Origin of the sequence: Sorangium sp. So ce128 (assembly GCF_051525245.1) — a bacterium.
In the GTDB taxonomy this organism is placed as follows: Bacteria; Myxococcota_A; Polyangia; order Polyangiales; family Polyangiaceae; genus Sorangium; species Sorangium cellulosum_B.
In genome coordinates, this window is the sequence record NZ_CP150313.1 from 9,267,923 (window position 1) to 9,294,280 (window position 26,358).

The window sequence follows — 26,358 nt, forward strand, 5'->3', positions numbered from 1 at the left end:
CTTCGACCTCACGATGTTGGGGAGCGCAACGGTGCGACGATCGAACGCCTCACTTGCACGGGGGAGGAGGCGGCGGCATCGGCGGGATGATCTCCCCCTCTTCCCCGTCCGGCGGCGGCGGCGGCATCGGCGGGATGATCTCCCCCTCTTCCCCGTCCGGCGGCGGCGGCGGCATCGGCGGGATGATCTCCCCCTCTTCCCCGTCCGGCGGCGGCATCGGCGGGATGATCTCCCCCTCTTCCCCGTCCGGCGGCGGCATCGGCGGGACGATCTCGCCGCCCTCGCAGTCCGGAGGAGGCGGCATCGGCGGGATGACCTCCTCGTCCGGAGGCGGCGGCGGCATCGGCGGGATGATCTCCTCGTCCGGAGGAGGCGGCGGCATCGGCGGGATGATCTCGCCTTGATCGACCGGATCCTCTCCCTCGTCCACGCCCGGAGGACCACAGGCGACCACGAAGACGGCAGCCGCCGCTACAGCCGCTCGAGACACCCGCTGCACAAGGGCCGCCGTCCGAGGCGGCGGCGTGGGCAGCGGCGATAACAAGGCTGCATCGTCCGAAAGAAAGTTACGTGACATGAACACCTCCGCTGACGGCAGCGTGCAGGACATGTGCCATCTCGCTACCGCCGGATATCCCTGGAAATCTCGCCTTCTACAGCGCCGCCCGCCGCGCATGGCCCAGAGTGGCTCACCGCAGCGCCGCTCACCGCAGGGCCCGCGCGAGCGCCGCGTCGTCGACCTCCTCCTCGGCGGCGTGCTCGAGCGCAGCGCGCAACGCATCGTCGGCCGTGCCCTCGGCGGCGACGCGGATGTGCTCCTGCGCGTCGGGGTAGCCGGCGACGCGCAGAAGCAGGGCGGCGCCCACCCGGCGATCCCGCGGCGCGCTGGCGTCGTCGAGGGCGTGGAGCGCGTCCTCGGGGGTCAGGCCGGCGGCGCGGTAGTCGCCGCCGGCGAGCAGCTTGCGGAGGTCCTCGCGCCAGACCGCGGGCTCGCGGCCGCGCCGCTCCAGCGCCTCGGCGCCGCGCGGCGCAGCGCCGCCGACGGCGCCCTCGTGCGCATCGCGGATGCGCTGCGCGAGCGCTTCGGTCAGGGTGTCCCTTGTCCTGAGCACGACCGAGGTGCCACGGCGGGAGAGGAGGAGGAGCCGATCACCGAGCGTCCGGACCGCGGCGAGCTCGGCGTAGGGCATCCAGACGGTCGAGAAAGGCCGCTCGACGCGCACGCCGTCGGTGCCCACCACGACCTGGGTGCTGCGCGCAGCGCGGCGAAGGAGCCACGTCGACAGCAGGGCGAGGGCGGCCCACGCGACGACCGGCCAGAAGCTGCCGGGGTTCGACAGCGGCCTGGTGAGCGCCGAGATCACGATGAGCCAGAGGATCGTGAAGACCGGCACACCGACGCAGCCGGCCGCGAGCTCCCGGTGGACGCCGCCGAGCGAGACAGCGACGCGCCGCTCCGTGGGGCCGATCCCGAGGGCGGCGAGCAGGCGCGCGCCCTCCTCCTCGCGCGCGACGTGCACCTCGAGCACCTGCCCGCGGCGCAGGCGTAGCTCCACGCGGACGTGCGGATCCGACAGGACCAGGCCAGAGCGGATCTCGGTGCGCGGGATCGATCGCTTCACGGCGCCGTAGGTGAAGCGCAGCCCGGCCGCGTCGGCGGACACATGCGCCGGCCCCTTCCAGCCGACGGCGGTGGTGGCGAACAGGGCGCTCAAGAAGGAGAGGCCCAAGGCGACGAGCACGCCGGGCAGGGTCAGGAAGAGAGCGCTGACCGCGAACCTGCCGAGGCTCGGATCGTGGAGCACGCCTGCGAGGACCGAGGCGATCACGCTGACGAGGAAGGGCCCCGCGATCGCGAGCAGCGCGAGGCCTCCGAAGATGCGGCCGAGGGCCTCGTGGCGCCTCGCGACGCGGCGGCTGGTGAGCCTGAAGCCAGATCGGGAGGTCGCCCTCATCGCCCGGGCCATTCTGCGCTCTTTGTCGGGGAGATCTCCAGCGCGTACTTCTCGGCTCGTCCGTTGGCCTCATGGGCCGTGCTCCCCTTGCGTCCGGGGCCCGCTCCCAGCACCGAGATTCCGCTGTTCATGAGCGACGCGAACTGGCCGCTCGGTAGAGGCGGATCCCCAGCGCCGGCGCTCTCAGGCATGAGGGCGGGGCAGCCCGATCCGACGCGGGCGAGGGGGCCTCACAGCACCCCGCTCAGACCCGCGCGATCGCGGCCTGCAAACCCGATTGGAGGGTCCCGCTGATCCGCAGGGACGACCAGTCGACGTCGAGAGCGACAAGCGATCGCGCGACCTCCGCCGATATCCCGGTGAGCGAGCAGGTCGCGCCGAGGAGCCTCGCTGCCCCGATGGTCTGGAGCAGGTAACGGGAGACCTCGTCGCTCACCGAGGGCACGCCGGTGATATCGATGATCAACTCCCGCGCCGCGGTCCTGACGATGCTCGACAGCACGCTCTCCATGATCTGCTGCGAGCGCCTGCAGTCGACCGTGCCGACGAGCGGCAGGACGAGGATGCCCCGCCAGACCTGGATCACCGGGGTAGACAGCGCGAACAGCGCCTCCTGCTGCTCCTCGATCAGCCGGATCTTCTCCTGCAGCGCCGCCGTGCGGCTCAGGACCAGCTGCTCGAGCTGTCGCTTGCTCTCCCGCAAAGCCTCCTCGGCTCGCCGCCTCCGCGCCGCGTCGTGGATATCGACGAGGATCGCCTGGTCCGACGCGAGATCCACCTTGCGAGCGTAGCACTCCACGTGGAGCAGGCTGCCATCCTGGAGCGTACGGGGACGGCACTCGAAGCTCTTGTGGACGTCGCTCAGCAGCTCGGGCCAGAGCTTGCGCAGCGGATCGAGCGGATGAGCGACGCCGGCGCTGCCCTCGACGACCTCGAAGAGGCGCACGCCCTCGTGCCCGACCTCGAACATCTCCAGCAGGCGGGCGTTGTAATCAGCGACGGAGCCGTCGAGTCGATAGACAATGACGGCGTCGCGAAGCTGATCGAACATCTCGCCCAGCCTCGCCGGTGAGCGGTCCGGCTGCCTGTGCCCAGGAGCGGCCTCGCTGCGAGCTATATCGTTGTTCTCCTGCATCCCGGCGCCCCTCGCTCAGCGTTCATCGCGCTGCTCAACCGCGCGTCCTCAGCCATTCCATGGCGTCCTGCTCGGAGGAGAACGAGGCGTTCACGTTGTCGATCTCGTTCGCGAATCGCTCCAGCGCGAATCGATTGGCGTCGTCCTCCACGCTCTCGTCTCGCTTGACGAACACGGCCAGGTGCCGCAGGCCGGCTGCGAAGAGCCGCGGCATCACGTCGTCGCGCAGGTAATCGTTGACGCCGTCCCAGCTCGCGGCCCACTGGCTCAGGTCAGCGAGGAGCTTTGTGCACTTGCTCTCGACGAAGGCCTCCACGAAGTGCCCTCCGAGGATCTCCTTGATCTCCTCATCGAAGACCTCACCGAACCACCGGTGGATGAGGATGCGCTGATCGCGATAGGCGCTCTCGATCGTATGGATGCGGCGGCCGAGGATGTTGAACGTATCGATGGCCCCCGCGGTCTTCACGACGGAGATGCCGGTTCGTGTCTCGGTCGATTGCTTGATAACGACCCTCATGGATCCCCCCTGATACCGCCCGGTCAGACCGGCGGCCCTCGACGACGCCTGCCCCTGGGACAGGACACCTCATTCCACCTGACCTGTCAAGATCAGCCCGGACTGACATCTCGGCGGACGTGAACCACGTCACAGGTGAGCCCCTCCAGGCGACATGTCGTGACTCGGCTCCTAGGGCGACGCCCGGCGGCACCGGCGACCCGACCTTCACCCGCCTATGGGAGGACGCCGCCGCGGCGAAATCGCCGTTCCCGGGTATCCCCACGTGCTCTCGGTGGACAGCCGCTCACCCCGCCGTGGTCCTTCGTCCTTGAGCGACCGGGCGCTACCGGTGGATCCAGTACCGGTAGCCGTTGGTGCGGAAGGGCACGTCGAGCTCGCGGCAGATCTCGGCGATCACATCGGGGGTGAAGAAGTAGTTGCGGATGCGGGCGATGTGCCCGCCGTCGGTCTCGACGGTCCAGACGGTGCGCACCGCGGGTCCTGTGTCGTGATCGAACCAGAAGAGCAGCAAGAGCTCGCCGCGGTGCTCGCGCACCTCGCAGCGCGGCGGGCCGCCGAGGTAGCCGACCAGGTGATGGGCGTCGACCCCGCCGGCCTCGGTGGTCGTGATCGGCGAGAGGCTGCCGACGAACGACCCGGTGCGCGGATCGGCCGGGGGCTCGCGCCCGTACTCGGTCACCACACCGACGATCTCGGTGATCGAGCTGTCGAGGAGCAGCGAGGTCAGGGCTGGCAGGTCGCGGGCGTTGAAGGCGGCGCAGAAGGCGTCGAGCACGCCCGGCGCGGGCGCCCGGGGCTCGTCGGCCTCGGGCGCGACGAGCTTGCCGCGGCCGCGGTGCAGCGCCGCCTTGACCGCGCCGACCGAGGTCGAGAGCGACGCGGCGACCTCTTCGAGCGAGAAATCGAACACGTCCTTGAGCACGACCGCCGCGCGCTCCTGGGGCGACAGGTGCGCGACCAGGGTGCCGGCGGCCTCGCGCGACGCCCGCTCGTCGGGCGCGTGCCCTGGCGCCGGGTGTGCTGCCGAGGGCTCGCCGACCGCGTCGCGCTCGAGCCGCTGCCGCCGGGCGCGGTCGATCCAGAGGTTCGACGCCACCCGGAACAGCCAGGCGCGCGGGTTGGGCAGCTCGTGGAACAGGGTGCCGAGCGTGACGAAGCCGCGGGCCATCGTGTCCTGCACCAGGTCCTCGGCGTCCCACGGGCTCCGGGTCAGGTAGCGGCAGTAACGGTACAGCTCGGGCCGGAGCGGCTCGAACACGTCGAGGAACCGCTGCCATGACGCCTTCACGTCATTGCTCAGCTCGCCGAGGTCGCGCGGCTCGTCGCTCATGACCAGACCGGCTCGTAGCACAGGACCGACAGCCCGCCGCCCAGGTTCTGCGTCCGGATCTGCCGCAGCGAGAGGCGATGGTCGCGGCGCGCGAACAGCGGCGTGCCGCCGCCGAGCACCACCGGGTGCACGATCAGGCGGAATTCGTCGATAAGGCGGTGCTCGATCAGCGTCGAGACCAGGGCGGCGCCGGCCCAGGCGACGATCGGCTTGCCGGGCTGCCGCTTGAGCGCGGCGATCTCCTCGGGGTCACGGGCCACGCGGGTGTTGGCCCACGCGGCGTCCGTCAGGGTCCGGGACAGCACGACCTTGGGCAGGGCGTTCATCTTGCGCGCGAACGCGAGGTCCTGGGGCGAGCGCGGGCGCGCCTCGGCGTCGGGCCAGTACTGGAGCATGAGCTCGTAGGAGGTGCGCCCGTAGACCGCGAGGCCGACGGAGTCGACCATCTCGTCGCAGTACCGCTCGAACTGCGGGTTGCCGTCCTGGAACCAGTCGAGCTCGCGGCCCGGGCCCTCGATGTAGCCGTCGAGGGACGTGATCATGGAGACGTAGAGGCGTCGTTCGGTCGGGGTCGTCGTCGTCATGGCCCACCGACGAACGGCGCGGCCGGAAGGATACGGGGGGCGAGGGAATTATTTGCGGCGACCCGACTCAGGTTGGACCGGAGTCAGCTCCGTAGATAGCGACGCAAGCTCCGTACATAGCGCCACCAGCTCCGTACGTAGCGATGCCGACTCAAGGAGCTCCAGAATATAGCTACCCGGCCCAGGTTCGGTCGCCCCGCACCGCTCACGGGCCGGAGCCGCCACGCGCTTCCTCGACCCCCTCCCCCGTCGCCCCGCGGAGCCTGAAGTGGCCCAGCACGGTCCAGGCGTCGAGTACATCCTCCTCGCTCGGCGTCGGCCCGATGTTGTGGAGGACGAGCGGGATGCCGCGCGGCCCCTTGCGATCGCTGACGATGCCCACGTGGTCCGGCGTGCAGGAGGGGCACGGCCTGAGCGCCCAGACCACGATATCGCCAGGCTCCCAGGTGCTCACTGCGGCCTTGTCGAACGTCCTGGGGAGCGACGTGGCGTGAGCGCGCAGGTAGGTAAGCATCGGCCCGACACGGCGATGATCGATGTTGCGATCGGGACGCTCGACCGTCGTGTAGACCGCCCGGCGCGCGAGGATGTCTTCGTGGATCTTCTCCTGGAGATCGACGCCCGCGGCGCGGACGGCGCGGACGACGACATCGGTGCAAACCCCACGATCGGGGGCCGGATCGCCGTTGGGGTAGCCGATCGCGACCCACGCAGGATCGTAGGTGACGCCGCGGGCGACCTCGAGGCGTGCGCGGGCGACGATCGGATCGGCGGACGCGAGCGCGATGGCGGGCTCGGCAGGAGGCGCCGGAGCAGCAGGCGCGGGCGCGGGGAGCGGCGCGGGCGCCTCTGCGCGTCCAGGCCCAGCGGCCGACGCGTGGCGGCTCTCGCGCGGAGCAGGCCCTTGCGAGCCACAGGCCACGAGGGTGACCGCGGCGACGAATCCCCAGGAACGTGAGCTCATGGCGCGTCATCGGCCGGAGCGGGCGATCTGTGACAAGGACGGCGCACGAGCGCCCCAGGCTCTCGAGCTCCTCCCCGCCCTGCCCTGGCGGCGCGCCGCCCTCCGCGCGACCTGCGACGACGGCGCTGGGCAGACGCCGTCGGTGCTGTACAACCAAGGCTCACCCCTTGCCGAGGAGCTGCCGCATGACGCGTCGTCTTCAGGAACGCCTGCTCGCGATCATGGACCGCAAGAACCACTGGGCCTGGGCGCACCTCACCGGCCCCGGCCTCACGCGAGACCAGCTCGCGGTTCACTTCAGGCACGAATACCGGGTCTACGTGCGCGACTTCCCGGTGCTGCTCGCGCGCGTGCTCGGCCAGTCGCCGCCGGCCGCGGTGCGCAGCGCCCTCGCCGAGAACCTCTTCGAAGAGCAGACGGGCAAGCTCTCGCTGGGCGTGTCGCACCCGGAGCTCTTCCTGGAGATGATCGACGGCCTGGGCATCCCGCGCGCGGCCATCGAGGACGAGTCGATCCCGCTCGAGCCCGAGGCCCACGCCTACCGGGCGCTGCTCGACCATGTGAGCGCGGCGCCGCCGTGGGTCGTGGGCGCGGCGGTGCTGACCATCTTCGTGGAGGGCAGCGTGCACGAGCGCGCGGAGCTCCTCGGGCAGCGCGAGGCGCCGCCGATCGAGGAGGCGCTGCGCGCGCACCCGATGGTGCGGCACTACGGGTGTCCGCCCGAGCGCATGCGCCTCGCGAGAGCGCACCGGGCGGTCGAAGGAGGGCACCGGCGGGACGCGTGGGAGATGGTGCTGGGGCACGTGCCGGACGAGGGCCCGACGGCGGACGCGGTCACGTCGGCGGTGGCCGCAGCGCACGCGGCCTGGCTGGCGTACCGGGATGGAGTCGCGCGCGCCATGGGGCTCCGGCAGGCCTGAGCTGGCCTCGGCGCACTCCTCCGGTTCTGCCTGACACGCGCAGGGTTCACTGATAGAATCGCGCGCATCGCTTGGGCCGTTCTGCGCCCGTTCTTGAGGAGATCTTCCAGTATGTCCTTCTCGGCTCGTTCCTTTGCCTTCTTTGCCATGTACACGCTCGCGTCCGTGGCCGCGTGCGGCGGCGAATCCAGCTCCGGGGCCGGCGGCGCCGGCGGTTCGGGCGACGACGCCGCGGGCCCGGGCCCCGGGAGCACCTCCTCCGGCCCCGGCGCGACCAGCGGCGGCGCCGCGAGCGGCGGCGGCGCCGCGAGCGGCAGCGGCAGCGCCACGACGAGCAGCGGCTCGGGCGGCGCCACCAGCAGCAGCGCCACGAGCAGCGGCTCAGGCGACGTCACCGCGAGCGCCACGAGCACCGGAGCCGGCGACACGACGACCAGCACGGCGGCGACCGGCGGCACGGATCCCGGCGGGTGCAGCATCTTCTGCTCCGACTTCGAGGGCGGCTCGCTGCCTTCCGAGATCCAGTTCTTCCCCGAGTACCTGCGGCCGAGGATGAGCGAGTTCGTGACGCTGGACAGCACCGGTCACAGCGGCACGCGCTCCGTCAAGGTCTCTGGCACGGACTTCAGCCAGATGCTCGGCGTGGCCGTGCCGAGCAATTTCTGGGGCAGGGTCTACCTCAAGAGCGCCACCGACATCCAGATGGGCCACAACACGTATGTCGCGGCCGCGGAAGGCAACGGGGATCCCAACAACGGCGAGCAGATCCGCATCGGCGAGCACCAGTGTCAGCTCGAGCTGAACCGCAGGAGCGACGACAAAGAGATGCTCTCGAACGGCGGAATGTACATGTGCAGCGGCGGCGTGAAGCTCGTCGCGAACACCTGGTACTGCCTCGAGTTCCACTACGACGGGCCGGGCCGCTCGGTGAGCGTGTTCGTGGACGGCACCGAGGTCAACGCGATGCACGTCACGGACTGGGGCCCGTACGACTACAAGCTCTTCAAGTTCGGGTTCGAGAAGTATCACGGCGGGGCCAAGACCATGTGGTACGACGACCTCGCGCTCCACTCCGAGCGCGTCGGCTGCGGCAAGTGAGGCCGCGCCGCGCGGCGCTCGGGTGAGCCCGAGGGGCCGCGGGAACGCCGCGGAGACGAGATGAAGGCGATTGTCTACGACCGATACGGCTCACCCGACGTCCTGCGGATCGAGGAGATCCCGAGGCCCGAGATCGGCGACGACGACGTCCTGGTGAGGGTCCACGCGGCCTCCGTGAACTCGTGGGACTGGGATCTCGTGACAGGGACGCCTGTGCTGTTTCGCTTCTGGGGGCTGCTCAGGCCCAAGCACAAGGTCCCGGGCGCGGACATCGCGGGTCGGGTGGAGGCGGTCGGCAAGAACGTGACCCGGTTCCGGCCCGGTGACGAGGTGTTCGGGGATCTCTGCCAGGGTGGCTGGGGCGGCTTCGCCGAGTACGCGCGCGCCCGCGAGAGCGCGCTGACGCCCAAGCCGGCCGGGATGACGTTCGAGCAAGCCGCGGCCCTCCCTCAGGCAGGCGCGATGGCCCTTCAGGGGCTCCGCGACGAGGGAGGGCTCCGGCCCGCGCAGAAGGTCTTGATCAACGGCGCAGGCGGCGGCGTCGGCACCCTCGCCATCCAGATCGCCACGTCGCTCGGAGCCGAGGTCACCGGCGTGGACCGGACGGAGAAGCTGGAGACGATGCGCTCGGCCGGCGCAGCCGAGGTCATCGACTACACGAAAGAGGACTTCACGGCCGGCGGGAAGACCTACGATCTGATCCTCGACGCCGCGGCGCACCGCTCGATGTTCGACTACGCGCGCGCGCTGAACCGAGGGGGGACCTACGTGATGCTCGGGGGCTCCATCGGTCGAATCTTTCAGCTCTTGCTCGTCGGGCCGTGGATATCGAGGAGCGAGCAAAAGAAGATGCGCCTCCTGGCAGCGAAGGCGAACCACGACCTCGCTGCCCTGGGGGAGCTGTTCCAGGCGGGCAAGCTGAGCCCCGTCATCGATCGCTGTTTTCCGCTCGACGAGGTCCCCGACGCGTTCCGCTACTTCGGCGAGGGGAGAGCGCGCGGGAAGATCGTCATCACCGTGTGACGGCGCCCCCCGTACCGACCGACGCCGGGCTCAGTCGTCAATGACGGCGTTGACGATCCCGTCGAAGAACTCCCCGTTCCCGACCGCGTCGAGCATCCGGTTCCAGCCGATCTCATCGAACGGCGTCGGCAAGCCGTGGTTCGTCAAGATGACCCCGATCAGCTCGCGGCGGCGATCGATCCACAGGAAGCACCCGGTGCCGCCCGCCTTGCCGTAAGAGCCGCTCGAGAGGCGCGACCCGCCGTTGGAGAAGCGGTGGGTCGCGAGCTCCCAGCCATAGCCCTTGGGCGTCATCAGGAGGTTCGTTATCGGCGATACGTCGGTCTCCGACGCCTTCACCTGGGGCGTCTGGTTGCTCACCATCGCGGCGGCGGCCTGGCGGCTCAGGACGCGGGCGCCGCCGTACCTGCCGCCGTTCAGGATCATCTGGCAGAACACCGCGATGTCCCGCGCCGTCGAGAAGACGCCGTCACAGCCGGCGATCCCGCCGAGCGCGTGATCCTGCTCGTCCTGCACCTCGCCGCGCAGCACCCTCCCCCGGAGCTCGGAGTAGCCCGTGGCCGCGGTCCGCGAGATGAGCGCCGCCGACGGGTTGAAGGTCGTGTCGCTCATGCCGAGCGGGCCCCAGATGCGCGCCTTCGCGAAGGCGTCGAGATCCATGCCCGAGGCGACCTCGATCACCCGCCCGAGGAGGCGGTAGGTGAGATCGCTGTAGAGCACCTGCGTGCCAGGGACGTACTCGAGCGGCGCCTCCGCCATGCGCTGCCAGACGCGCTCGGCGTCCGGGTCGTCCAGGAACTGGCTGTCCAGCGGCAAGCCGGCCGTGTACCGGAGCATGTCGCGCACCGTGATGGCCTCCTTGCCGTTGGCCGCGAATTCCGGGATGAAATCGGCCACCCGATCGTTCAGCCGAAGCACGCCGTCCTCCACGAGGATCACCGCCGACGTCGACGTCGCGAGGACCTTGGTGATGGAGAGCAGGTCGAACAGCGTGTCGAGCGTCATCGGCTCGTCCGCGCCGCGGACCCGGGAGCCGAAAGCCCGGTGCCCGACGATCCTCCCCCGCCGCGCTACCAGGGCGACCGCGCCCGGGAACAGGCCGTCGGTCACCCGTCGCTGGATGCGCGCAAAGACGTCCTCGATGCGCTCCGAGCACAGGCCGACGCGCTCGGGCAGCCCAGGGACGAGCTGCTCGTACGTCGTCTGGATATGCGCCTCAGCCACCTTGGCCGACAGGACCGCCGGCGCGAACGCGGCCACCGCCGCCGTACGGCCCAGCCCCTGGAGAAGGCGTCTGCGATTCAAAAATCCATGCTCGGTGCACATGCTCACTCCTGATCCGTGATCCGTAGGGGGGCGGGTCGTGCCGCTGCAGAGCCCGCTCGGGCGCGCCTTCGCGCGCCGTCGCTGAGGTCGCCATCGACGCTCGCGAGCGCCCGAATTCCTGGACAGCAGGAGGCGTGCCGGGCAGCGGACCCAGCGATTCGCGGCGCCGCCGCGCGAGAGCGCCGGCGGACAGGTGCGCCGATCGTGCACCCGCCTGCACGATCGGCCGCGCGATCGCCCGCGCGGTCCCTGCGCTCTGCACGGTTTTGCATGATTCGTGCAAATCAACGCCAAACCAGCGCACGGCGGCGCGCGGCGCCGCGTAGGATGTGCTCGTGGACGAAGGCTTTCCCGGCAGCGATGTGCGGGGTTCCTGCGCGACGACGCTCCGGCTCGCGATCGTGGCCGGCAACACGATCACCTTCGCCCCGCTGCCGGCCCACGGCCGCGTCGTCCTCGGGCGCGACGAGGGGTGCGACGTGCGGATCGACGATCGCTCGGTGTCGCGCCGGCACGCGGCCCTCCACGTCGGCCCGCCGCTCCGGATCGAGGACCTCGGGAGCGCCAACGGCACCTTCGTCGGCGAGCCGCAGGCCCGCGCGCTGACGGCGCGCACGCACCGCCTGCGGCGCCTCTCTCGGGAGAGCGCCGAGGTCGGCGTCGGCGAGCGCTTCAACCTCGGCGCGACCACCGTCGTCGTCGGCCGCGCGCCCGGCGGGGCGGCCGAGGAGCCCGACCGCGGAAAGCCGCCCGCGGACATCGTGCTGCTGGCCCCGTCGATGCTGGCGCTCTACGAGCAGGCCGCCCGCGCCGCGCGGAGCCCCATCAGCGTGCTCATCCTGGGCGAGACGGGGGTGGGCAAGGAGGTGCTCGCCCGGACCCTCCACGCGCGCTCGCCGCGGTCGAGCGGGCCTTACGTCGAGCTGAACTGCGCCGCGCTGCCGCCGTCGCTCCTCGAGGGCGAGCTCTTCGGCCACGAAAAGAGCGCCTTCACGGGCGCCAGCCACGCGCGCCCCGGCCTGCTCGAGGCGGCCCACGGCGGCACGCTGTTCCTCGACGAGATCGGCGAGCTGCCCCTGGCCTTCCAGGCGAAGCTGCTCCGCGTCCTCGAGGACCGGAAGGTGCTCCGCATCGGGGGCCGCACCCCCCGCCGGCTCGACCTCCGCTTCGTGGCGGCGACCAACCGCGATCTCGAGGCGGAGATCGCGCGCGGCGCGTTCCGCCAGGACCTCTACTTCCGGCTGAACGGCATCTCCCTCGTCGTCCCGCCGCTCCGCGAGCGGATCGCCGAGATCGGCCCGCTCGCCGGCAGGTTCCTCGAGGAGGCGTGCCGGCAGCTCGACCAGCGCGGCGCGCCGCGCATCTCGCCGGAGGCGCTCGCCGCCCTCGAGGCGTACGCCTGGCCGGGGAACGTGCGCGAGCTGCGCAACGTGATCGAGCGCGCGGCGGTCCTGTGCGCGGGGGAGTCGGTCCTGCCCGCCGATCTGCCGCCGCACCTGATGAACGGCGCCACGCCCCCGCCGAGCGGCGCCGCGTCGCGGCCCAGCGGCACCATCCCCCCGCCGCCGCCCAGCGGGGCGATTCTCCCGCCGCCTCCCAGCGGCGCCATCCCCCCGCCGCCGCCCAGCGGCGCCGCGCTCCCTCCCAGCGGCGCCGCGCCGCCGCCGAGCGGCGCCGCACCCCCTCCCAGCGGCGCCGGGCTGCCGCCAGCCGACGCCGCGCCGCCGAGCGGCGACGCCCTCACGAGGCTCCGGCTCGAGATGAAGGCCGCCGACCGGCAGCGCGTCATCGAGGCCCTCGAGCGGTCCGCGGGCAACCAGACGCGCGCCGCGAAGCTCCTCGGCGTCTCGCTGCGCACGCTGATCAACCGCATCGACGAGTACGGCATCCCGCGGCCGCGGAAGCGGCCGCCCTGAGCGCTCACGAGCGCGACGAGCGCGCGGCGCCCCCGGCGCCCAGGGCGCGGGACGCCCCCACCTGGATCCCGCGGAGCACCGCCTCGACGTCCCTCTCCGCGCCCAGGGCGAGCCCCCGGTCCGCGAGCGCGCGCGCGGCGGCCGGGTCGCTCCCGGCGAGCGCCTGCTCCGCCTCTGCTCGCGGAGGCTAGGAGAGGGGCCGAGAGGCTCACGCCGCGTCGAACGACGGGTCTGTGGCCCTGGCGATGGGCGGCGGCTCGGTGGGGATGCCGAGATGGGTCACGATCGCCACGATGGCTTCGCGCTGCGCACGTTGACCGATGTCGGCGACGAGCCGCCGGCGCCCAACGCACGGACACGCGAGCACATCCTCCAGATAGACCCGGCGGATGAGGGAAGCCCAGTCCATGCGGGAGGGGCGTGGCGGCGCGGGGGCGCGGCGCCACGGCCGCGCTCAGTACATCAGGTTGCCCTGGCCGAGCACGAAGGTGATGTTCTGACCGAACTGGGCCCGGGCGGTCGTCACGCGCGCGGTGGCGTTCACGATGCGGTTGCGGCGCTCGGCCGCCGAGCTCGCCGCGAGGCCCTGGGCGATCTCGGCGCGCGCGAGGTCGAGCTGCTGCGCCGCGGCGGGATACAGCGTCATCGGGGCCATCACCTCGATGGCGTCGTCGATCTCGACGCGGGCGAGCTCCATCAGCTTCTGCTGCACGTCGGCGCGCGTGTTCGCGAACTGGTCGACGAGCACCCGCGCGGCGTCCAGCCGTTGCTTCGCGATGTCGGCGTTGAAGGCGGCGTTCAGCGCGCGCAGGAAGCGAGCGATGGCGATCGCGTCGAGCGGCACGAGGTTGAGCGGCGTCCCGAAGCGCTGCTCGAGCTCCTGGGCGGCGGGAGAGAAGAGGAAGGGCGTCGAGGCGTAGAACGTGACGGCGTCGGTGAGGCCCGGATCCGCCTTGTCGTTGATCTGCAGGTTGTTGTGGAAGAAGGGCGGCGTGTCCGCGGCCTCGATGAGGGGCGGCGGGTTGAAGGTGCCGTTGCCGAACGAGTTGGGGAAGCCGATGCCCGTGGCGTCGAAGTTGGGCGCCGGCAGGTCTCGCCCGCCGAAGCCGCCGTCCGCGAGGAACTCGCCCCCGAAGCTGCCCCCGTTGAGCGGCGACCCCTTGGTGCGCGTGCCGGTGTCGAAGTTGCGGTTGTTGCCGGTGTCCTGGAAGTTCGCGCCGGCGTTGTGGTGGCACAAGTCGCAGCGGCCGCGGTTCGGGTCCATGAACGCTTGCCGGCCGTCCTCCGCCTCCGCGTCGAACAGGCGAACGCTCGCCAGATCGAGCTCGTTCAGCCGGCCCAGGCTGAGCTGGAAGGCCAGGGTCACGTCCTCTTCTTCCGGTGTCGGCAACCGGAAATCGACGCCCGGCTCGCGGGCGAGGCGCCTGGGAAAGTGCTGGGTGATCGCGTCCTTGAGGAAGCCGCGCAGCGTGCCGTCGCTCGAGCCGTCCCCGCCCCAGCCGGTCCGCTCCGTGGGGGGATTGGTGGTGCCGTCCCCCGAATCCGCCCGGATGCTGGTGCTGAGCGAGAGGACGTGGTTCACCCCGCGCGAGACGAACCGGTGCGTCGGATCGGCGAAGCCGTCCACGTTCTCGAGGATGGCCGCGTCGTCCAGCAGATCCGAGGTCTCGAGCTCGGCGAGCTCCGGCACCTGCCGGAACACGAAGAGCGGGTCATTGGGGTTGGTTTGGTCGAGGGCCTGGATGAACGGCACGTCGAGCGTCGTGTTGTTGGCCACGGGGTGGCAGGTGCCGCAGGTGCGGCCGTTGCCCTCGAACGTCTCGTGGAAGAAGACACCCGCGCCCGCGCAGATGTCCTGCGAGACGAGCCCGGCGACCACGCGCGGATCCTGCGCGCATTCAGCGAGCCGATCCGCCAGGGCGAGCGATTGCGAAGCTTCGTCGAGGGGCTCCGGAATCTCGTCCTCTGCCTCCGAGCACCCCCCGGCGAACAGCGCCATTCCGACCCCGCACGCGAGCAGCAGCCCCATCTTCGAGCGTCCCATCAAGCTTTCTCCGTTACAAGCGCAGCGCCCGGCCGTGGCGAGCGGCCACGAGCAGGAAAGCGGCGCGTTTCATCCACTCTTCAGCTGTGGTCGCGGAGCCATCCGAGCCGCCCGGCGGTGCGGCGTGGACCTCGTGAGCCACGCCCCGGCGGGGAAACCGCCGGGGAGACAGCCCTCGCCGCCCGGCGCGCGAGGCCGCGCGCTGGGGGCGTCAGGCGGTGCCAGGAGCGACCTCAGGCGACCGATGATGTAGCTGAACAAAAACGATGTTCAACGTTCGGCGCGGCCCGGAGCTCCATTTTTAAAGATTCTTTACAAACAGGCCCGGGAGGAGGCGCGCGGGGGCGCGAGCCCGTGCGGTTCCCGCTGCGTGACGCCGGCGGAGTCGCGCTTCAATCCCGTCCCCCGCCCGTAGATCATCGGTGGGCAGATGACGGAGGCCAGGACGAGCCGGCCGGATCACGAAAAGCAAAACCGCGCGGGCCACCAACGCGGGCTGGCGCTCGGGGATGCGCGGGGCACGAAAAGGCCCAAGAACGAGGGCGGCGCTCCGCCACGACGGGAGGGCCTCGGCAGGTTCAGTACTGAAGATCCAGGACGTATTGGACAGAGTCTCCCAGCTTGAGCCTGTCGTTCTGGTCGGGGTAGGCGTCATCCGGCTGACCATGGTCGTGGAAGACGACCACGTACGACTCCCCCTCGGGAAGGGAATAGGTCGTCGCCCGATCCGCGCAACGCACCGGCACGGAGGCGGCCCACCTGGGCGCCACGCCGGGCTCGCTCTCGACGGGAGGGCCGTTGGGATCGACGTAGGGCCCCACGCAGAGCACGGGCTGCAGGGTGTTCCCGCCGCCCGGCGCCGTCCTGACGGAGACCGCCCTTGCCCCGGTGGTCGCCTTGCTGATGCGATAGACGTCCTTCTCGCCGCGCCCGAGGAAGCCCGTGACGCCGCTCTGCGTCAGCCAGAAGTCCGGTCCGGATTCGTACTGGGCCTGCAGGGACAGGACGTCGTCCGCGCCTATATCGTCCGTGGGGCCCAGCGGATCCCAGGTGACGGTGTTGGTCGTCGTGCCGAGAGGCTTGTATCCCGAGAGCATGAACGTCGCCTTGCCGTACTGCGCCTGCGGCGCGATCCCCTCCGAGTAGCGCTCCCAGAGATACTGATACGGGGTGTTGCCGGACGCATCCGGATTGGTCGCATCGAACACGTACCAGGGACTCGTGTCGCTGTTCGGGCTCGAGCTGCTGTTCTGCTGCTTGCCGCCGTGATGGGGCACGCCCGGGGTGTACGCCTCCGTGAAGAAATGGTTCCCCCAGCCGCCGAGGGAGCCCTGGCTGGACACGACCCGGGAAAGGACACCGGCGCTGCGGGCGATGGCCGCCAGGACCGGAGCGTAGTCGTAGCACTGGGCGCCCATCACCCCGTCGTCCCAGCTGAGCTGCGAGCCCGGCTTCCCGTACTGGAGCGATTCAGCGGGATCCAGGCCATCGCTCAGGAAGATGGACGATACATCGCCCTGGTTGGTCGCCTGACTGTACCGGTATCGCTGCGTGACGAGGCGATACAGCCGGCGCATCGTCTCGAACTCGCTCGTGGTCCCCTGCGCTGCCGCCACGGCGTGATCCAGGAACGAGAACTTCGACTCGTCTGTCGTCCGGCGGAACGCCGCGGTGAGCTTCGGGTACACGGCGTACGGCGGCGACCACTCGTAGAGCACCGTGAAGTGATCGCGGATGTTGTCCTGATCGGTGCCGTACCCGCCGTTCAGATTGACGCCGTCCTCGTCCTCGTCGTAGCCATACGTCTCGAGCTCTGCCTTGGAGATGGCCCCGCTGGCGACGAGCGGATAGGGGTTGTGGATCACGTAGAACACGACGTCCTGACCGATCCGGGTGCCCGATGGGGCGAAGGCGCGCACAAGGTAGCGTCCGATGGGCGCGTCGCTCGGCACGGTGATCCGCCAGTGCTCGCGGCTCCGCCTGGAGAACGCGCCGCTCGTGAAGATGCCTCCCGTGTAGTCGCCCTCGGCGGGCAGAGACTTCGCCCAGGACACCTCGGCGCCCGTGGCGTTCGAGATGACCCGCAGCGTCGCGTTCTGCGTGGCGCCGTTCAGGCTCGAGTCCTCGACGGCGACCGCGAACGTCGTGCCGCGGCGGACGGGCGGAGGACGGACGCCGTTCACGACGGTGGCGCCCTGCGCGAAGGCCACGCCCTCGCTCCAGGCGTCATAGTCGCCCGTGCGCATCGCGCCGTGGTAGAGGAACTGGACCCGGTCCCAGCTCGTCTTGGTGCCCGCCGGCGCGAAGCTCTTCTCGCTGACGCCGAACCAGAACTTGGCAGGATTGTAGCCGCTCGCGGCCAGCGAGAACTCGAGCGTGTGCTCCGCTGCGTTCAGCTGCCCCAGCGGGAAGTTGTAGCGGCCCTGATCGAACCCGCGGCGATAGAGCAGGTTGCCGTTCAGCTTGACGTTGTCGGCATAGGTGGACTGGCTGGGATCGGTGTTCCGGTAAGCGCCTCCCTTGAGGAACACCTGGGACGCCGAGCTGTCCACGGCGACCTTGGCGCGGACCTGCACGGCGGCGCTCGGGGGGTCGACCCAGACGATCTTCAGGGAGTTCCCGGAGACGTCCGTGGCCTTGAAGCTCTGGGTGCGGCCCGCGTTCGGGGCGACGTACGTGAATTCGAAGCGATACCAGCCCTGGCGTGAGCTGGAGAGCTCGTACACTTGCTGGCCGCTGCTGTTCGACAGCGTTTGCTGGGTCTGGTCCGGCTCTCCCGGGCGCGAGGTGACCTTGGCGGACTCGAACCTGTGGCTCGTGTCCACCTGTCCCCCCGCTGTCTTCGCGGCGAGCTCGAACCGGATCCTCTCTCCGTTCGCGTCTGGTTGATAGACGTGAACGACCTGCGAGAAGGTCCCCGAGCCGGAGAACGTCTCCTCGACGGATTTCATGTAGACCCTGCCAGGGATCTCGAGCGCTCGGAGGGGCGCCAGGGTCTTCTGGAGAGCTTCGTCCGGGATAGTGGGGATGCTTGTGAGCTCCTGAGCGGAGGTCTCGACCGGGGCCTCGAGCGCGAGCTCGTCGTCGGAGCACCCGACGATCAGGCCGATAGCCCCGAGGAGCAAGAGGGCCAGCGCGTCGCCGTGGCGGGCGGCGCGCCGGGCGCGACGAGACGTGACGTGCGTCGACGAGATGCTGTTGTCCAACATACTGCCTTTCTCGGAGATGCTGGGCCCAGCGCGCGCGGAGGGCGGGCGTACGGATTGAAATGCCCATCGCGGCGAGCCAGCTCGCCCGCGGGCACGCGGCGCCCAGCGTAGATTCGACGGACATGTGGATCATTGTAAATACATTTTCCAAATCGAATACTGCATGTCCGTCATGCATCCTGTGCATCTCGTCACCGTGCCGTCGCGAGGGCGTGAGCGCCGCGGCGCTGGCGTGCGGTCCGCCGCGCTCTCGCGCGCTCGGAGGCGTGGAGACCCGCCCGCGCGGTCCTCCGGTGTGGAGCCTTCACGCTCCTGCCTCGGTCTCCTCGACGCGGCGGGGTAGGCGTCGGATACGCCACTCATCACGATTCGCGGGGGCGGCACGACGGGGGCGCGCAGCGCACCCACCCGCCGCAGAAGCCCAGGTCGTCATGCCTGTGAGTACGTGGAGCTCGGCCACCGCTTCCTCGAGCGACTCGTCGTCGAGCTCGTCGACGAGCGCCTCCGCCTCGTCGGGTCTCTGGCCCTGGCGATGGGCGGCCGCTCGGTGGGGATGCCGAGATGGGTCACGATCGCCACGATGGCTTCGCGCTGCGCACGTTGACCGATGTCGGCGACGACCCGCCGGCGCCCACCGCACGGACACGCGAGCACATCCTCCAAATAGACAGCCCCGGGAAGCCCGCGCTGCGCTCTGGTTCGCGGTGCTCCTGCGAGGAGAAATTGAACCGCCATGGCGCCATGGACGCCAAGAAGAGGATCATCTCGGTTCTCTTGGCGCGCGTGGCGCCATGGCGGTTTTCGTGTCTGGAGCGCCCTATCCGGCGCGGCCGAGTCCCACGCTGAGTGTGTACGGACGGCGCGAGCGGCCCCGAGCCCAGGGAGAGCGCGCCGGCCGGGGGCCGATGCGCCCCCCGGCGGGTCCGGATAGACGAGCTCCGCGGAGGGTTACTCCAGCTCGATGAGGCCGCAGCCGATGCGGCCGCCCGCGGCCGGGTCTGCCGCGGCGTGCACGACGATCGCGTACTTCGTCACGTCGGTGTCCGCGCCGTCGCCGACGGTCCAGACGTCGGTCCCGCGCTTGACCGTCTGCGTGCCCTGGCCCCTCGCATCGCACGCGAAGCTGCCGAGTCCTTCGCCGTTGGGCACCCAGTGGGCGCCCGCATCATTACCGTTGCTGCCACAGCTCTTGTTCTCGTGGATGTGAGCAGAGTGCTCGCCGGCAGGGCAGCCTGACAGCGTGATGGTGAGCGTCACCTCCTCTCCGACCTGCGTGAAGGCCGCGGCCCCGGTCAGGCCGCTCGAGTTCAACCCCTGGATCTCCGCCTCGGCCCGCAGGGACGCGCCGCCGCCGTTCCCGCCCTCGCCGCCGCCGTTCCCGCCCTCGCCGCCGCCGTTCCCGCCGTCGCCGTTCCCGCCCTCGCCGTTCCCGCCGTCGCCGCCGCCGCCGTCGCCGCCGTTCCCGCCATCACCGCCGCCCGAGCCGGTCGTGGACGACGTGCTCGCGCCGCTCGACGTGCTGGTGGAACCAGCGGGCGAGTCGCCGTCATCCCCGCACGCGGCCAAGAGAGCGCTGGCGCCAAGGGCGACCAATGAGAGCTTCAACCACCGTGACATAAGTCTCCTTTTCTCGGCGCGACCCGAGCGGGCAGGCAGTTGCCCCCCGGACGCCACCAAGCCATCGAGGGCACGAGGATGTCCTAACACGGCGAGCGTCCAAGCAGCTACGTCAAAAAATTTCGCATCGAGCACCTATTCGGCAACGGAATTGCGCCGATTATCGAAAAATGTGATCCTGCTGCTCCGTCTCAGCGTTCCGGCGCGCGCGGCGGGGCTATCCAGCCCTCAGCGCCGGCGTGGAGGAGGCTGCCCTGGCAGCGAGACGATTGTATTCTCGACCGAGCCAGGCGAGAAAATCCCGGGTCCAGGGAGGGCCGTCTGGCCAGCCTGCACGGATGCGATCGGCGAGCTCGAGATCCCAGCCCCCATAGAGGTCCACGAGCGCGTCATGGGCCCTGCGGCCGGCCAGCGCTTCAGGGGCGCCGCGAGGCTCGCCCCCGTGCGCGAAGGCGTCGTCGCAGACATAGTAATTGCACGTCGCCGCGCGCCGCTGCGGCGGGATGGTGCAGCCCTCGGGACCGTGGAAAGCACACCTCTTCGGCAGCGCGTGGCCGTCGCTGCCCTGGGGCTCGACGCGCAGGATGAGCAGGCCGCGCCGACCGGGGCGCAGGTTGCCTGCCGTCATCTGAGCGAGGAGCCAGCCTGCGCCGCCGAGCGACACGATCCTCCCGATGTCCGACCACTCGACCCCCGGCGGGCTGGCGCAACAGCCGGTCGCCCCCTGCGGGCATGCGCCGCACAAGGTCGAGTGCAATCGCGTATGCGCGCCTGCGAGCTCCAGCCGGATCATCGCCCCACCAGCCCTCGAGGATAACGGCGCATCCCGCTTCGTCCAGCGCGCCGGCGCGCTCAGCGGGGGACCAGGATCACCACACCCCGCGGAGCGTCATGCCGGTGGTGGACGCGGTGATCTCGGCGCGCGGGTGTGTGAAGAGCGCAAACCCGAGCGTGCCGGCGGCCTCGACCCGGACGGCGGCGCCGTTCAGCGTCGCCACCACGGCGTGGCGCCCCGCGTCGACGGGAATGGGCTTGTCGCGCTCGACCGCGACCTGCTCGCCGTCGATGGCGCAGGTAGCCCCGGCAGGGATGACGATGCGGAGCTCGCCGACGAGCTGGCGCGCGCGCGCCAGGTCGAAGATCCGCGACTCGTACAGGTCGCGCTCCTCCGGCGTGCTCGGCGGCCGCATGATCTCTTTGCAGAGCGACAACCAGCGCACGGCAGCAGGCGCGTCGCCGATCCGATAGGCGAGCGCCCCGATATTGCAGGCGGCGACCGCAGCGGGATGTCCAGCCAGTCGAGCCGGTTGTTGAGCTCGTAGCTGGCGCAGCACACTCTGCGACATGCCCCACTGGGAACTCCACTCATCTACCCGGACGCTGGCGTGCGTCCGGGCGCACCGCGAGAAATTGCCAGTTGAATTCATGTCAACTGCGGTAGGCTCGTGGCCATGGAGTGGGAGATTTTGGACGGGCAAACGGTGCTGGGCCCGTTTACCGAAGGGGCCGTCATTGAAGAGATCCGCAAAGGATTATTGCCGACGACGAGAGCGCGACCGGTTGGCAAAGAGAATTGGAGGCCCATCGGCGCACACGAGCCTTTCGCACAGGCGCTGTCGGAACTCATCAAGCGCCCGACGGCCCCCGTGGTTGCGCGTTCGCAGATGTATGACGGCATCACGTTCGTGATCTGGGCAGCAGTTCTCGCGTGGTCTGGATACGTGATCTCAGACTCGCTAGGGGCATCGAGCAAGAGCGGTCCTTTCGATGCGGGCTGGGTCGCCGTCGCCGCGAAGTGCACGTTCGGCTACGTCGTCGGCAGATCGCTTCATTTCATCGTGCGCGCTGCGAAGGGATAGCTTCGCTGCTGCCTGCGCTCCTCGCATGCGATAGATGAAGGCCATCCTCCGCCGGATGGCCGGCTCGATCGTTGCTTCGAGCTCTGGACATCGCCGCAAGGGCCATTCAGTAGATCCGGGTGTCCGGGATGCGCCGCGCGAGTGTCCGGAATGCGGATGGCGCCGATGTGGTTCCGGACATCACCCTGCGCCGCGCGGGGCCGCTCTTTCGACCCATGAACGAGGTGTCGCGACGCGCGCGGTCCCGCCACATCGGTTCGCCGCGCCACACTTCCTCGCGCAGCGATCCGGCTTCTTTCACCTACGCGCCGCGACGGTTCAGGCCGAGGTTTTCGCGGGCCAATTGGGTCTCGCCGGTGAAGTGATTGACCTTGGTGAACTCCCGGTAGAACAGCCCGGAGACCACTCCGACGATCATGTAGACGTGTGCTGCGTTGTACGACTTCCGCATTTCGGTGCTCACTCCCTGTGATCAACCATCGCCCCGATGGGACTCCTTCAAGCACTCGCTAGGGTCACGCACGGCGGCGGAGCTGCAGCACGCCGAGCGCGATGCAGAACACGGCGGTGCCCCAGTGGATCGCGAGGTAGCCCGGGTGAGCGCCGCGCCACGCGAGCACGATGGCTCCGTCGACGACGGGGATCACGGATCCGAGGAGCAGCGTGAGCGCCGCGGCGCGCCGCTCGCCAAGGAGCGTGAAGGCGATGAGCAAGGCGCCGACGGAGAGGTCGCGCGCTCCCTTGGCGACAGCGTACGCGGCGAGGCCAGCGAGCAGCACGCCGAAGGCCGCAGCCGCGGCGCCGGGGACAACCAGGAAACGCGCGCCGATGAAGCACAGCGTGAGGCCGGTGAGCAGCGTGGCGATGCCCGCGCCGCCGAGGCGGCGCGACGGGAGGGACGAGGCGGAGGAAGCGATAGCGGCGTCGTTCATGGGCTGGATGTAGCCCTCGGCGGACGCGCCCGCTGTGGCCGGCGCGCGCAACGAATGTCCCCAGACGCTCACGTTGCGCGCGTTGTGGATCATCGTTAGGCTCGCACCATGTACCAGGATGACCCGCTATCGAGCCGATTTTTCCTGGCAAAACTCTCGTCCGAGCTCGTCTGCCGGACCGCTGCGCGAGGGGCCTGGGCGCTCGAGCTTCCGGCGCGTCCGATCCTGGTGCTCCACCACGTGACCGAGGGGAGCTGCGTGCTGCGCGCCGGGCGAGAGGCTGTCTCGCTCTACCAGGGCGACGTGGCGCTGGTGCGACCGAACGTGGGGCACCGCGTCGACCACGGCGACGCGAGGGCGAAGCCCGTGCTCCTCGACCGGTGGCTCGAGGTCTCGCGAGAGGAGGACGGCGAGCGCGTGCTCGGCCGCGGCGCCACCACGGCGCACGCGCTGTGCGGCGTGTTCCGGTTCGAGCACGACGCGCTTGCCCCCTTGCTGCAGGTCCTGCCGACGGTGATCCACGCCGGCGCGCGGGCCGTCGAGGCGCGGCCCTCGTTTGCCGACGCGCTGGCGCGCCTGCGGAGCGAGCTGCACGAGACGCGCCCGGGGGCGGGGCTGGCTCGCCGTCGCTGGCTCGAGCTCATCCTCATCGAGCTCGTGCGGCTGCTCGCCGACCGTGAGCCCGCGAAGCTCGCCGCGCTCGGCGCCACGCAGGACGTCGTCGTCGCCCGCGCGATCGCCGAGCTCGTGCACGACCCGGCGCGCGCGTGGGGCGTCGACACCCTGGCGCGAACGGTGGGCGTCTCGCGCGCCACGCTCGCCCGGCGGTTCCTCGAGGCCACGGGCGCGCCGCCCATGGCGTACCGGGCGACGCTGCGCACCGAGCACGCGCGCCGCCTGCTCCGCGAGACGACGCTGTCGAACCAGCAGATCGCCCACGCGGTCGGGTTCGCCACGGTGCAGGCGTTTCAGCGCGCGTTTCGGCGCGAGACCGGGGCGACGCCGTCGGCTGTCCGCGCGCAGCTGCGCGCCGCGCACGGCTGAATCACCGCGCAGGAGCGTCGATCAGCTCGTGACGTAGATCGAAAAAGCGGACGTCTCGTTCGCTTGGGAATCGCCAGACCCTCGACGAGAGGATTCTTCTCCGTCACGGAGCCAGCGACGTCAGGGGCATCGAGCAGCGGTGTATTCGCCGTTGGCGTCGATGTCGTGGGTATCGGTGCCGCTCAGCCGGACCACGATCTCCGCGGCGTCGATGCTCACGATCTCCATCGTGCCGGACCTGAAGGAGCCGTCGCCCGACCAGCAGCCGTCGCCCCTGTCAGAGCGGGTCACCGTGTAGGTCGAGAACAACACCTCCGGCGCGCTCAGATCGATGATGCCGGGCACCTGCAGCGCAGGGGGAATGCTGATGCCCAGCTGCCAGTTGTCGCAGCCGGTGGTCCCGGATGGATCCGAGCAGAGGCTCACCGGGGAGCCGAAGATGATGAAGAGATCGTCCGGAGAAGTGCCCGGCCCGGCAGATGAACTGCTCCCGGGCTCTCCGGGGAACTCATTCCTGAAGAGCGCGATCGCGCCGGCCGTCGCCGGCCCGGAGCCGCTCCCGGTCGAGGCGGAACCGCCGGCGCCTACCGACGAGCCGCCCCCGGTGCTGGAGTCGCCGCCACTCCCGACCGACGAGCCGCCCCCGGTGCTGGAGTTGCCGCCACTCCCGACCGACGAGCCGCCCCCGGTGCTGGAGTTGCCGCCACTCCCGACCGACGAGCCGCTGCCGGTCCCATTGGCGTCATCCTCGGGCCCGGCCTCTTGACCGCCGTCGTCGCTGTCATCGCCGACCTCCACCAGGGCGGTGCATCCGGCGCCGAAGGTCTGGAGCATCATCAGCCCAAAGAACAATGAAATGGATGTGTTCACGAGGCGTCGCATTCGTATCTCCCCGGGCCTGTCAGCGCAGCCCGTTGTCACTCCATGAATGGCGTCGTTCGTCTGTTTTTATGATCTCCTGATCGATCTTCGTTCGGGTACGACGGTGGGCCTGAACAAGGCGGCGGCGCTGGATCCCCTCGCGTCCGCGCCGGCGGGAACGGTGAGCCGCGGCGCAGGAGCGGCGAGCGGCGCTCAGGGGCAGCGGAGCGCGTCGTGGACGCCGCTGACGTCGATGTCGAAGGTGGCTGTCCCCTCGAGCTTCACCACGAGCTCCGCGGCATCGATGCCCACGAGCTCGACCGTGCCGTGGAGGAAGCCGCCTTTGCCGCGAGCAGAGCAGCCGTTACGACCGGCGTCCGGTGTGGCAACGCCGCGAGCCGGGGACCTCGAGAGATCCACCGATCAGCGCCCTGGCCTCGCCGGGGCGACGGCAGCCCGCGGCCTGCTGTCACCGCTGCGCGCCTCTCAGCTCCGGAACGAGGATCTCGAGCCTGCGGCGGTAGGCGGAGCTCGGGTGCGCCGCGACGAAGCGGTTCGCGCGCGCGAGCGCCTCGCCGCCGCGGCCGAGCGCCTTCAGTGCGCCCACCGCGATCACCTCGCGCTCCTGGGCGAGCGCGCCGCCCGGGAAGCGCGCGAGGTGGGCGTCGGCGAGCGCGAGCGCCTCCGCAGGGCGCGCCGCGAGCGCGTCCTGCGCGCGCTGCAGCAGGCCGAGCTCCGTCTCCGCGTCGGGCAGCGCCGCCTGCGCCGAGCCGCCCGCCGCCGGCGCGCCGCTCGTCGCGGCGGACGCGCGCGCGGGCAGCGGCGCGCCGGTCGTCACGGCGGACGCGCGCGCGCGCGGCGGCTCCGGAGCACGCGCGCGCGGCGGTTGCGCAGCGGGGGGCGCCTCCGCGGGCACCTCCGGCGCCCCCGCGGCGGACGCCGCCGCGGCCCCCGCCGTGCCTGCTGCCGCGACCACCGCCGCGGCGGGCGGCGGCTGCGAGCGCGACGGCATGAGCCACACCGCCCCGACGAGGACGGCGCCGAGCGCCGCGCCGACCGCCAGGCCGGAGAGCACCGACGGCGGTGCGATAGCCCCGGTCGCGGCGATCCCCGCCGGAGCGTGCGTTGCCGGGGCGCTCACGCCGGCGCCGGTCGCCGGGGCGCCCGCGCCGCCGCCGGTCGCCGGTCCACCGCCGTCCGCGGGGCCGCCGGGGTCCTTGCCGCCGCCCGGTCCGCCCGGAGGGTGGAGCGGCAGCCGCGCCGCGAGACGCGCGAGCTGCGCCTTGTCCGGCGCGTCGCGCCGGGCCGCTTCGAGGGCCAGGCGGAGCACGTCCGAGCCGCCCTCCGAGCCGATCTGCTTGCGAGGATCGCCGCTCATACGTTGCTCCCCTCGGTGACCCGCGCGGCCCCGACCCGCGACGCGCCGAGCTCGTACCGGCGCATCGCCGCCTCGATCTGCGCCCGCGCCGCGCGCAGCCGCGAGTACGCCGTCTGCAGCGGGCACCCCACCGCCCTCGCTATCTCCGCCATCGGCACCTGCTCGATCTCGTACAGGACGAACACCGCGCGCTTGTCGTCGTCGAGCCGATCGAGCGCCGCGTCGAGCCGGTCGAGCGCGCGGCGGCGATCGAGCGCCTCGTCCTGCGGCGCCGCCATGACCGGCTCGGGAACGGCCTCGGCCACCTCCTCGCGCCGCCGGTGCGGCCGCCGCCGGTACTCCGACGCGAGCCGCAGGCAGATGCTGTAGAGCCACGTGCGCAGCGCCGAGCTGCCGTCGAAGGTGTCGAGCTTCCGATGCACCGTGAGGAAGACTTCCTGACAGACGTCCTCGACGTCGGCCTCGCCGACGCCGAGCCTCCGCAGCACGCGCCACACGTACGCCGCGTTCTCTTCGAAAATCTCCTCGAGGGTCATCGCGAGAGGCCGGGGCGCAAGGAAGCCGGGCCCTGACCTTGATGGTCGCGAGCGCGCGGTTTTATGGAAGAAAAGCGACGCCGGGCTCCGGATCGGGCAAATCA

At 70.8% G+C, this 26,358-nt stretch carries 26 protein-coding genes; 6 read left to right on the plus strand and 20 right to left on the minus strand.

Going from position 1 to position 26,358, the window contains the following annotated elements:
• Positions 1–49 precede the first annotated feature (49 nt).
• The 7 genes from WME82_RS35230 to WME82_RS35260 all read right to left on the minus strand — a co-directional run bounded on the left by WME82_RS35230 (position 50) and on the right by WME82_RS35260 (position 6,491).
• Positions 50–577, minus strand: coding sequence for a hypothetical protein (locus WME82_RS35230; RefSeq protein ID WP_438038880.1), 528 nt, complete (start codon positions 575–577; stop codon positions 50–52).
• Between the two features lie 127 nt (positions 578–704).
• Positions 705–1,955 carry a hypothetical protein gene (locus tag WME82_RS35235; RefSeq protein WP_438038881.1) on the minus strand — a complete coding sequence of 417 codons (1,251 nt, stop codon included), beginning with the start codon at positions 1,953–1,955 and terminating at the stop codon, positions 705–707.
• Between the two features lie 244 nt (positions 1,956–2,199).
• Positions 2,200–3,006 carry an STAS domain-containing protein gene (locus tag WME82_RS35240; RefSeq protein ID WP_437852169.1) on the minus strand — a complete coding sequence of 269 codons (807 nt, stop codon included), beginning with the start codon at positions 3,004–3,006 and terminating at the stop codon, positions 2,200–2,202.
• A 118-nt stretch (positions 3,007–3,124) separates the two neighbouring features.
• Positions 3,125–3,610, minus strand: a complete 486-nt coding sequence (locus tag WME82_RS35245) for a hypothetical protein (RefSeq protein WP_438038882.1) — start codon at positions 3,608–3,610, stop codon at positions 3,125–3,127.
• A gap of 325 nt (positions 3,611–3,935) precedes the next feature.
• Complete coding sequence (locus tag WME82_RS35250) at positions 3,936–4,943, minus strand: RNA polymerase sigma factor (RefSeq protein WP_438038883.1); 1,008 nt, start codon at positions 4,941–4,943, stop codon at positions 3,936–3,938.
• A complete protein-coding gene (locus WME82_RS35255; protein ID WP_438038884.1) occupies positions 4,940–5,527 on the minus strand; it encodes a dihydrofolate reductase family protein in 588 nt (195 codons plus the stop codon). Before WME82_RS35255 ends, WME82_RS35250 begins: the two co-directional genes overlap by 4 nt.
• Positions 5,528–5,732: 205 nt before the next feature.
• Positions 5,733–6,491, minus strand: coding sequence for a DUF1287 domain-containing protein (locus WME82_RS35260; protein ID WP_438038885.1), 759 nt, complete (start codon positions 6,489–6,491; stop codon positions 5,733–5,735).
• Between the two features lie 185 nt (positions 6,492–6,676).
• On the opposite strand from WME82_RS35260, the gene WME82_RS35265 reads away from it, so the two are divergent.
• The 3 genes from WME82_RS35265 (at position 6,677) to WME82_RS35275 (ending at position 9,532) form a co-directional block, all read left to right on the plus strand.
• Positions 6,677–7,411 (plus strand): iron-containing redox enzyme family protein, encoded by a 735-nt coding sequence (locus WME82_RS35265; RefSeq protein WP_438038886.1) that lies wholly within the window; start codon positions 6,677–6,679, stop codon positions 7,409–7,411.
• 111 nt (positions 7,412–7,522) lie between these two features.
• Positions 7,523–8,509 carry a hypothetical protein gene (locus tag WME82_RS35270; protein WP_438038887.1) on the plus strand — a complete coding sequence of 329 codons (987 nt, stop codon included), beginning with the start codon at positions 7,523–7,525 and terminating at the stop codon, positions 8,507–8,509.
• Between the two features lie 60 nt (positions 8,510–8,569).
• Entirely contained in the window at positions 8,570–9,532 is a 963-nt protein-coding gene (locus WME82_RS35275; protein WP_438038888.1) for an NAD(P)-dependent alcohol dehydrogenase, read from the plus strand.
• 30 nt (positions 9,533–9,562) lie between these two features.
• On the opposite strand, the gene WME82_RS35280 is transcribed toward WME82_RS35275, so the two are convergent.
• The gene (locus WME82_RS35280) at positions 9,563–10,837 is read right to left on the minus strand and encodes a serine hydrolase domain-containing protein (protein ID WP_438038889.1); all 1,275 of its coding nucleotides are present in this window, start codon (positions 10,835–10,837) and stop codon (positions 9,563–9,565) included.
• 356 nt (positions 10,838–11,193) lie between these two features.
• On the opposite strand from WME82_RS35280, the gene WME82_RS35285 reads away from it, so the two are divergent.
• Complete coding sequence (locus tag WME82_RS35285; protein WP_438038890.1) at positions 11,194–12,774, plus strand: sigma 54-interacting transcriptional regulator; 1,581 nt, start codon at positions 11,194–11,196, stop codon at positions 12,772–12,774.
• Positions 12,775–12,982: 208 nt separating this feature from the next.
• Here the strand turns inward: WME82_RS35285 and WME82_RS35290 are convergent, their stop codons facing one another.
• From WME82_RS35290 to WME82_RS35315, 6 genes are all read right to left on the minus strand, one after another.
• On the minus strand, positions 12,983–13,183 hold the full coding sequence (locus WME82_RS35290; protein ID WP_438038891.1) for a hypothetical protein: 201 nt from the start codon (positions 13,181–13,183) through the stop codon (positions 12,983–12,985).
• A 45-nt stretch (positions 13,184–13,228) separates the two neighbouring features.
• Entirely contained in the window at positions 13,229–14,818 is a 1,590-nt protein-coding gene (locus WME82_RS35295) for a hypothetical protein (protein ID WP_438038892.1), read from the minus strand.
• 578 nt (positions 14,819–15,396) lie between these two features.
• A complete protein-coding gene (locus WME82_RS35300) occupies positions 15,397–18,027 on the minus strand; it encodes a transglutaminase-like domain-containing protein (protein WP_438038893.1) in 2,631 nt (876 codons plus the stop codon).
• Between the two features lie 948 nt (positions 18,028–18,975).
• Positions 18,976–19,632, minus strand: a complete 657-nt coding sequence (locus WME82_RS35305; RefSeq protein WP_438038894.1) for a superoxide dismutase family protein — start codon at positions 19,630–19,632, stop codon at positions 18,976–18,978.
• Positions 19,633–19,861: 229 nt separating this feature from the next.
• Positions 19,862–20,401, minus strand: a complete 540-nt coding sequence (locus WME82_RS35310) for a hypothetical protein (protein ID WP_438038895.1) — start codon at positions 20,399–20,401, stop codon at positions 19,862–19,864.
• Between the two features lie 112 nt (positions 20,402–20,513).
• The gene (locus WME82_RS35315; RefSeq protein ID WP_438038896.1) at positions 20,514–20,990 is read right to left on the minus strand and encodes a hypothetical protein; all 477 of its coding nucleotides are present in this window, start codon (positions 20,988–20,990) and stop codon (positions 20,514–20,516) included.
• Between the two features lie 105 nt (positions 20,991–21,095).
• Between WME82_RS35315 and WME82_RS35320 the strand changes: the two genes are divergently transcribed.
• Positions 21,096–21,503: a hypothetical protein gene (locus WME82_RS35320; protein ID WP_438038897.1), complete on the plus strand. Its 408-nt coding sequence runs from the start codon at positions 21,096–21,098 to the stop codon at positions 21,501–21,503.
• A 301-nt stretch (positions 21,504–21,804) separates the two neighbouring features.
• On the opposite strand, the gene WME82_RS35325 is transcribed toward WME82_RS35320, so the two are convergent.
• Together WME82_RS35325 and WME82_RS35330 are read right to left on the minus strand one after the other, a co-directional pair.
• Complete coding sequence (locus tag WME82_RS35325) at positions 21,805–21,966, minus strand: DUF2871 family protein (protein WP_438038898.1); 162 nt, start codon at positions 21,964–21,966, stop codon at positions 21,805–21,807.
• A 52-nt stretch (positions 21,967–22,018) separates the two neighbouring features.
• The gene (locus tag WME82_RS35330; RefSeq protein WP_438038899.1) at positions 22,019–22,528 is read right to left on the minus strand and encodes a DUF4267 domain-containing protein; all 510 of its coding nucleotides are present in this window, start codon (positions 22,526–22,528) and stop codon (positions 22,019–22,021) included.
• Between the two features lie 15 nt (positions 22,529–22,543).
• On the opposite strand from WME82_RS35330, the gene WME82_RS35335 reads away from it, so the two are divergent.
• Positions 22,544–23,479: a cupin domain-containing protein gene (locus tag WME82_RS35335; RefSeq protein ID WP_438038900.1), complete on the plus strand. Its 936-nt coding sequence runs from the start codon at positions 22,544–22,546 to the stop codon at positions 23,477–23,479.
• Positions 23,480–23,599: 120 nt separating this feature from the next.
• Here the strand turns inward: WME82_RS35335 and WME82_RS35340 are convergent, their stop codons facing one another.
• The 4 genes from WME82_RS35340 to WME82_RS35355 all read right to left on the minus strand — a co-directional run bounded on the left by WME82_RS35340 (position 23,600) and on the right by WME82_RS35355 (position 26,254).
• Positions 23,600–24,349, minus strand: coding sequence for a hypothetical protein (locus tag WME82_RS35340; protein ID WP_438038901.1), 750 nt, complete (start codon positions 24,347–24,349; stop codon positions 23,600–23,602).
• A 204-nt stretch (positions 24,350–24,553) separates the two neighbouring features.
• On the minus strand, positions 24,554–24,760 hold the full coding sequence (locus WME82_RS35345; RefSeq protein WP_438038902.1) for a hypothetical protein: 207 nt from the start codon (positions 24,758–24,760) through the stop codon (positions 24,554–24,556).
• A gap of 49 nt (positions 24,761–24,809) precedes the next feature.
• Positions 24,810–25,718: a hypothetical protein gene (locus tag WME82_RS35350; RefSeq protein ID WP_438038903.1), complete on the minus strand. Its 909-nt coding sequence runs from the start codon at positions 25,716–25,718 to the stop codon at positions 24,810–24,812.
• Positions 25,715–26,254 carry an RNA polymerase sigma factor gene (locus tag WME82_RS35355; RefSeq protein WP_438038904.1) on the minus strand — a complete coding sequence of 180 codons (540 nt, stop codon included), beginning with the start codon at positions 26,252–26,254 and terminating at the stop codon, positions 25,715–25,717. The genes WME82_RS35350 and WME82_RS35355 overlap by 4 nt, the downstream gene beginning before the upstream one ends.
• Between the last annotated feature and the right edge of the window lie 104 nt (positions 26,255–26,358).

What these genes read in the sequence shown, in the direction of transcription:
- WME82_RS35230 (WP_438038880.1), bottom strand. Translation starts at nt 577, where the DNA reads ATGTCACGTAACTTTCTTTCGGACGATGCAGCCTTGTTATCGCCGCTG.
- WME82_RS35235 (WP_438038881.1), bottom strand. Translation starts at nt 1,955, where the DNA reads ATGAGGGCGACCTCCCGATCTGGCTTCAGGCTCACCAGCCGCCGCGTC.
- WME82_RS35240 (WP_437852169.1), bottom strand. Translation starts at nt 3,006, where the DNA reads ATGTTCGATCAGCTTCGCGACGCCGTCATTGTCTATCGACTCGACGGC.
- WME82_RS35245 (WP_438038882.1), bottom strand. Translation starts at nt 3,610, where the DNA reads ATGAGGGTCGTTATCAAGCAATCGACCGAGACACGAACCGGCATCTCC.
- WME82_RS35250 (WP_438038883.1), bottom strand. Translation starts at nt 4,943, where the DNA reads ATGAGCGACGAGCCGCGCGACCTCGGCGAGCTGAGCAATGACGTGAAG.
- WME82_RS35255 (WP_438038884.1), bottom strand. Translation starts at nt 5,527, where the DNA reads ATGACGACGACGACCCCGACCGAACGACGCCTCTACGTCTCCATGATC.
- WME82_RS35260 (WP_438038885.1), bottom strand. Translation starts at nt 6,491, where the DNA reads ATGAGCTCACGTTCCTGGGGATTCGTCGCCGCGGTCACCCTCGTGGCC.
- WME82_RS35265 (WP_438038886.1), top strand. Translation starts at nt 6,677, where the DNA reads ATGACGCGTCGTCTTCAGGAACGCCTGCTCGCGATCATGGACCGCAAG.
- WME82_RS35270 (WP_438038887.1), top strand. Translation starts at nt 7,523, where the DNA reads ATGTCCTTCTCGGCTCGTTCCTTTGCCTTCTTTGCCATGTACACGCTC.
- WME82_RS35275 (WP_438038888.1), top strand. Translation starts at nt 8,570, where the DNA reads ATGAAGGCGATTGTCTACGACCGATACGGCTCACCCGACGTCCTGCGG.
- WME82_RS35290 (WP_438038891.1), bottom strand. Translation starts at nt 13,183, where the DNA reads ATGGACTGGGCTTCCCTCATCCGCCGGGTCTATCTGGAGGATGTGCTC.
- WME82_RS35295 (WP_438038892.1), bottom strand. Translation starts at nt 14,818, where the DNA reads ATGGGACGCTCGAAGATGGGGCTGCTGCTCGCGTGCGGGGTCGGAATG.
- WME82_RS35300 (WP_438038893.1), bottom strand. Translation starts at nt 18,027, where the DNA reads ATGTTGGACAACAGCATCTCGTCGACGCACGTCACGTCTCGTCGCGCC.
- WME82_RS35315 (WP_438038896.1), bottom strand. Translation starts at nt 20,990, where the DNA reads ATGTCGCAGAGTGTGCTGCGCCAGCTACGAGCTCAACAACCGGCTCGA.
- WME82_RS35320 (WP_438038897.1), top strand. Translation starts at nt 21,096, where the DNA reads ATGGAGTGGGAGATTTTGGACGGGCAAACGGTGCTGGGCCCGTTTACC.
- WME82_RS35330 (WP_438038899.1), bottom strand. Translation starts at nt 22,528, where the DNA reads ATGATCCACAACGCGCGCAACGTGAGCGTCTGGGGACATTCGTTGCGC.
- WME82_RS35335 (WP_438038900.1), top strand. Translation starts at nt 22,544, where the DNA reads ATGTACCAGGATGACCCGCTATCGAGCCGATTTTTCCTGGCAAAACTC.
- WME82_RS35350 (WP_438038903.1), bottom strand. Translation starts at nt 25,718, where the DNA reads ATGAGCGGCGATCCTCGCAAGCAGATCGGCTCGGAGGGCGGCTCGGAC.
- WME82_RS35355 (WP_438038904.1), bottom strand. Translation starts at nt 26,254, where the DNA reads ATGACCCTCGAGGAGATTTTCGAAGAGAACGCGGCGTACGTGTGGCGC.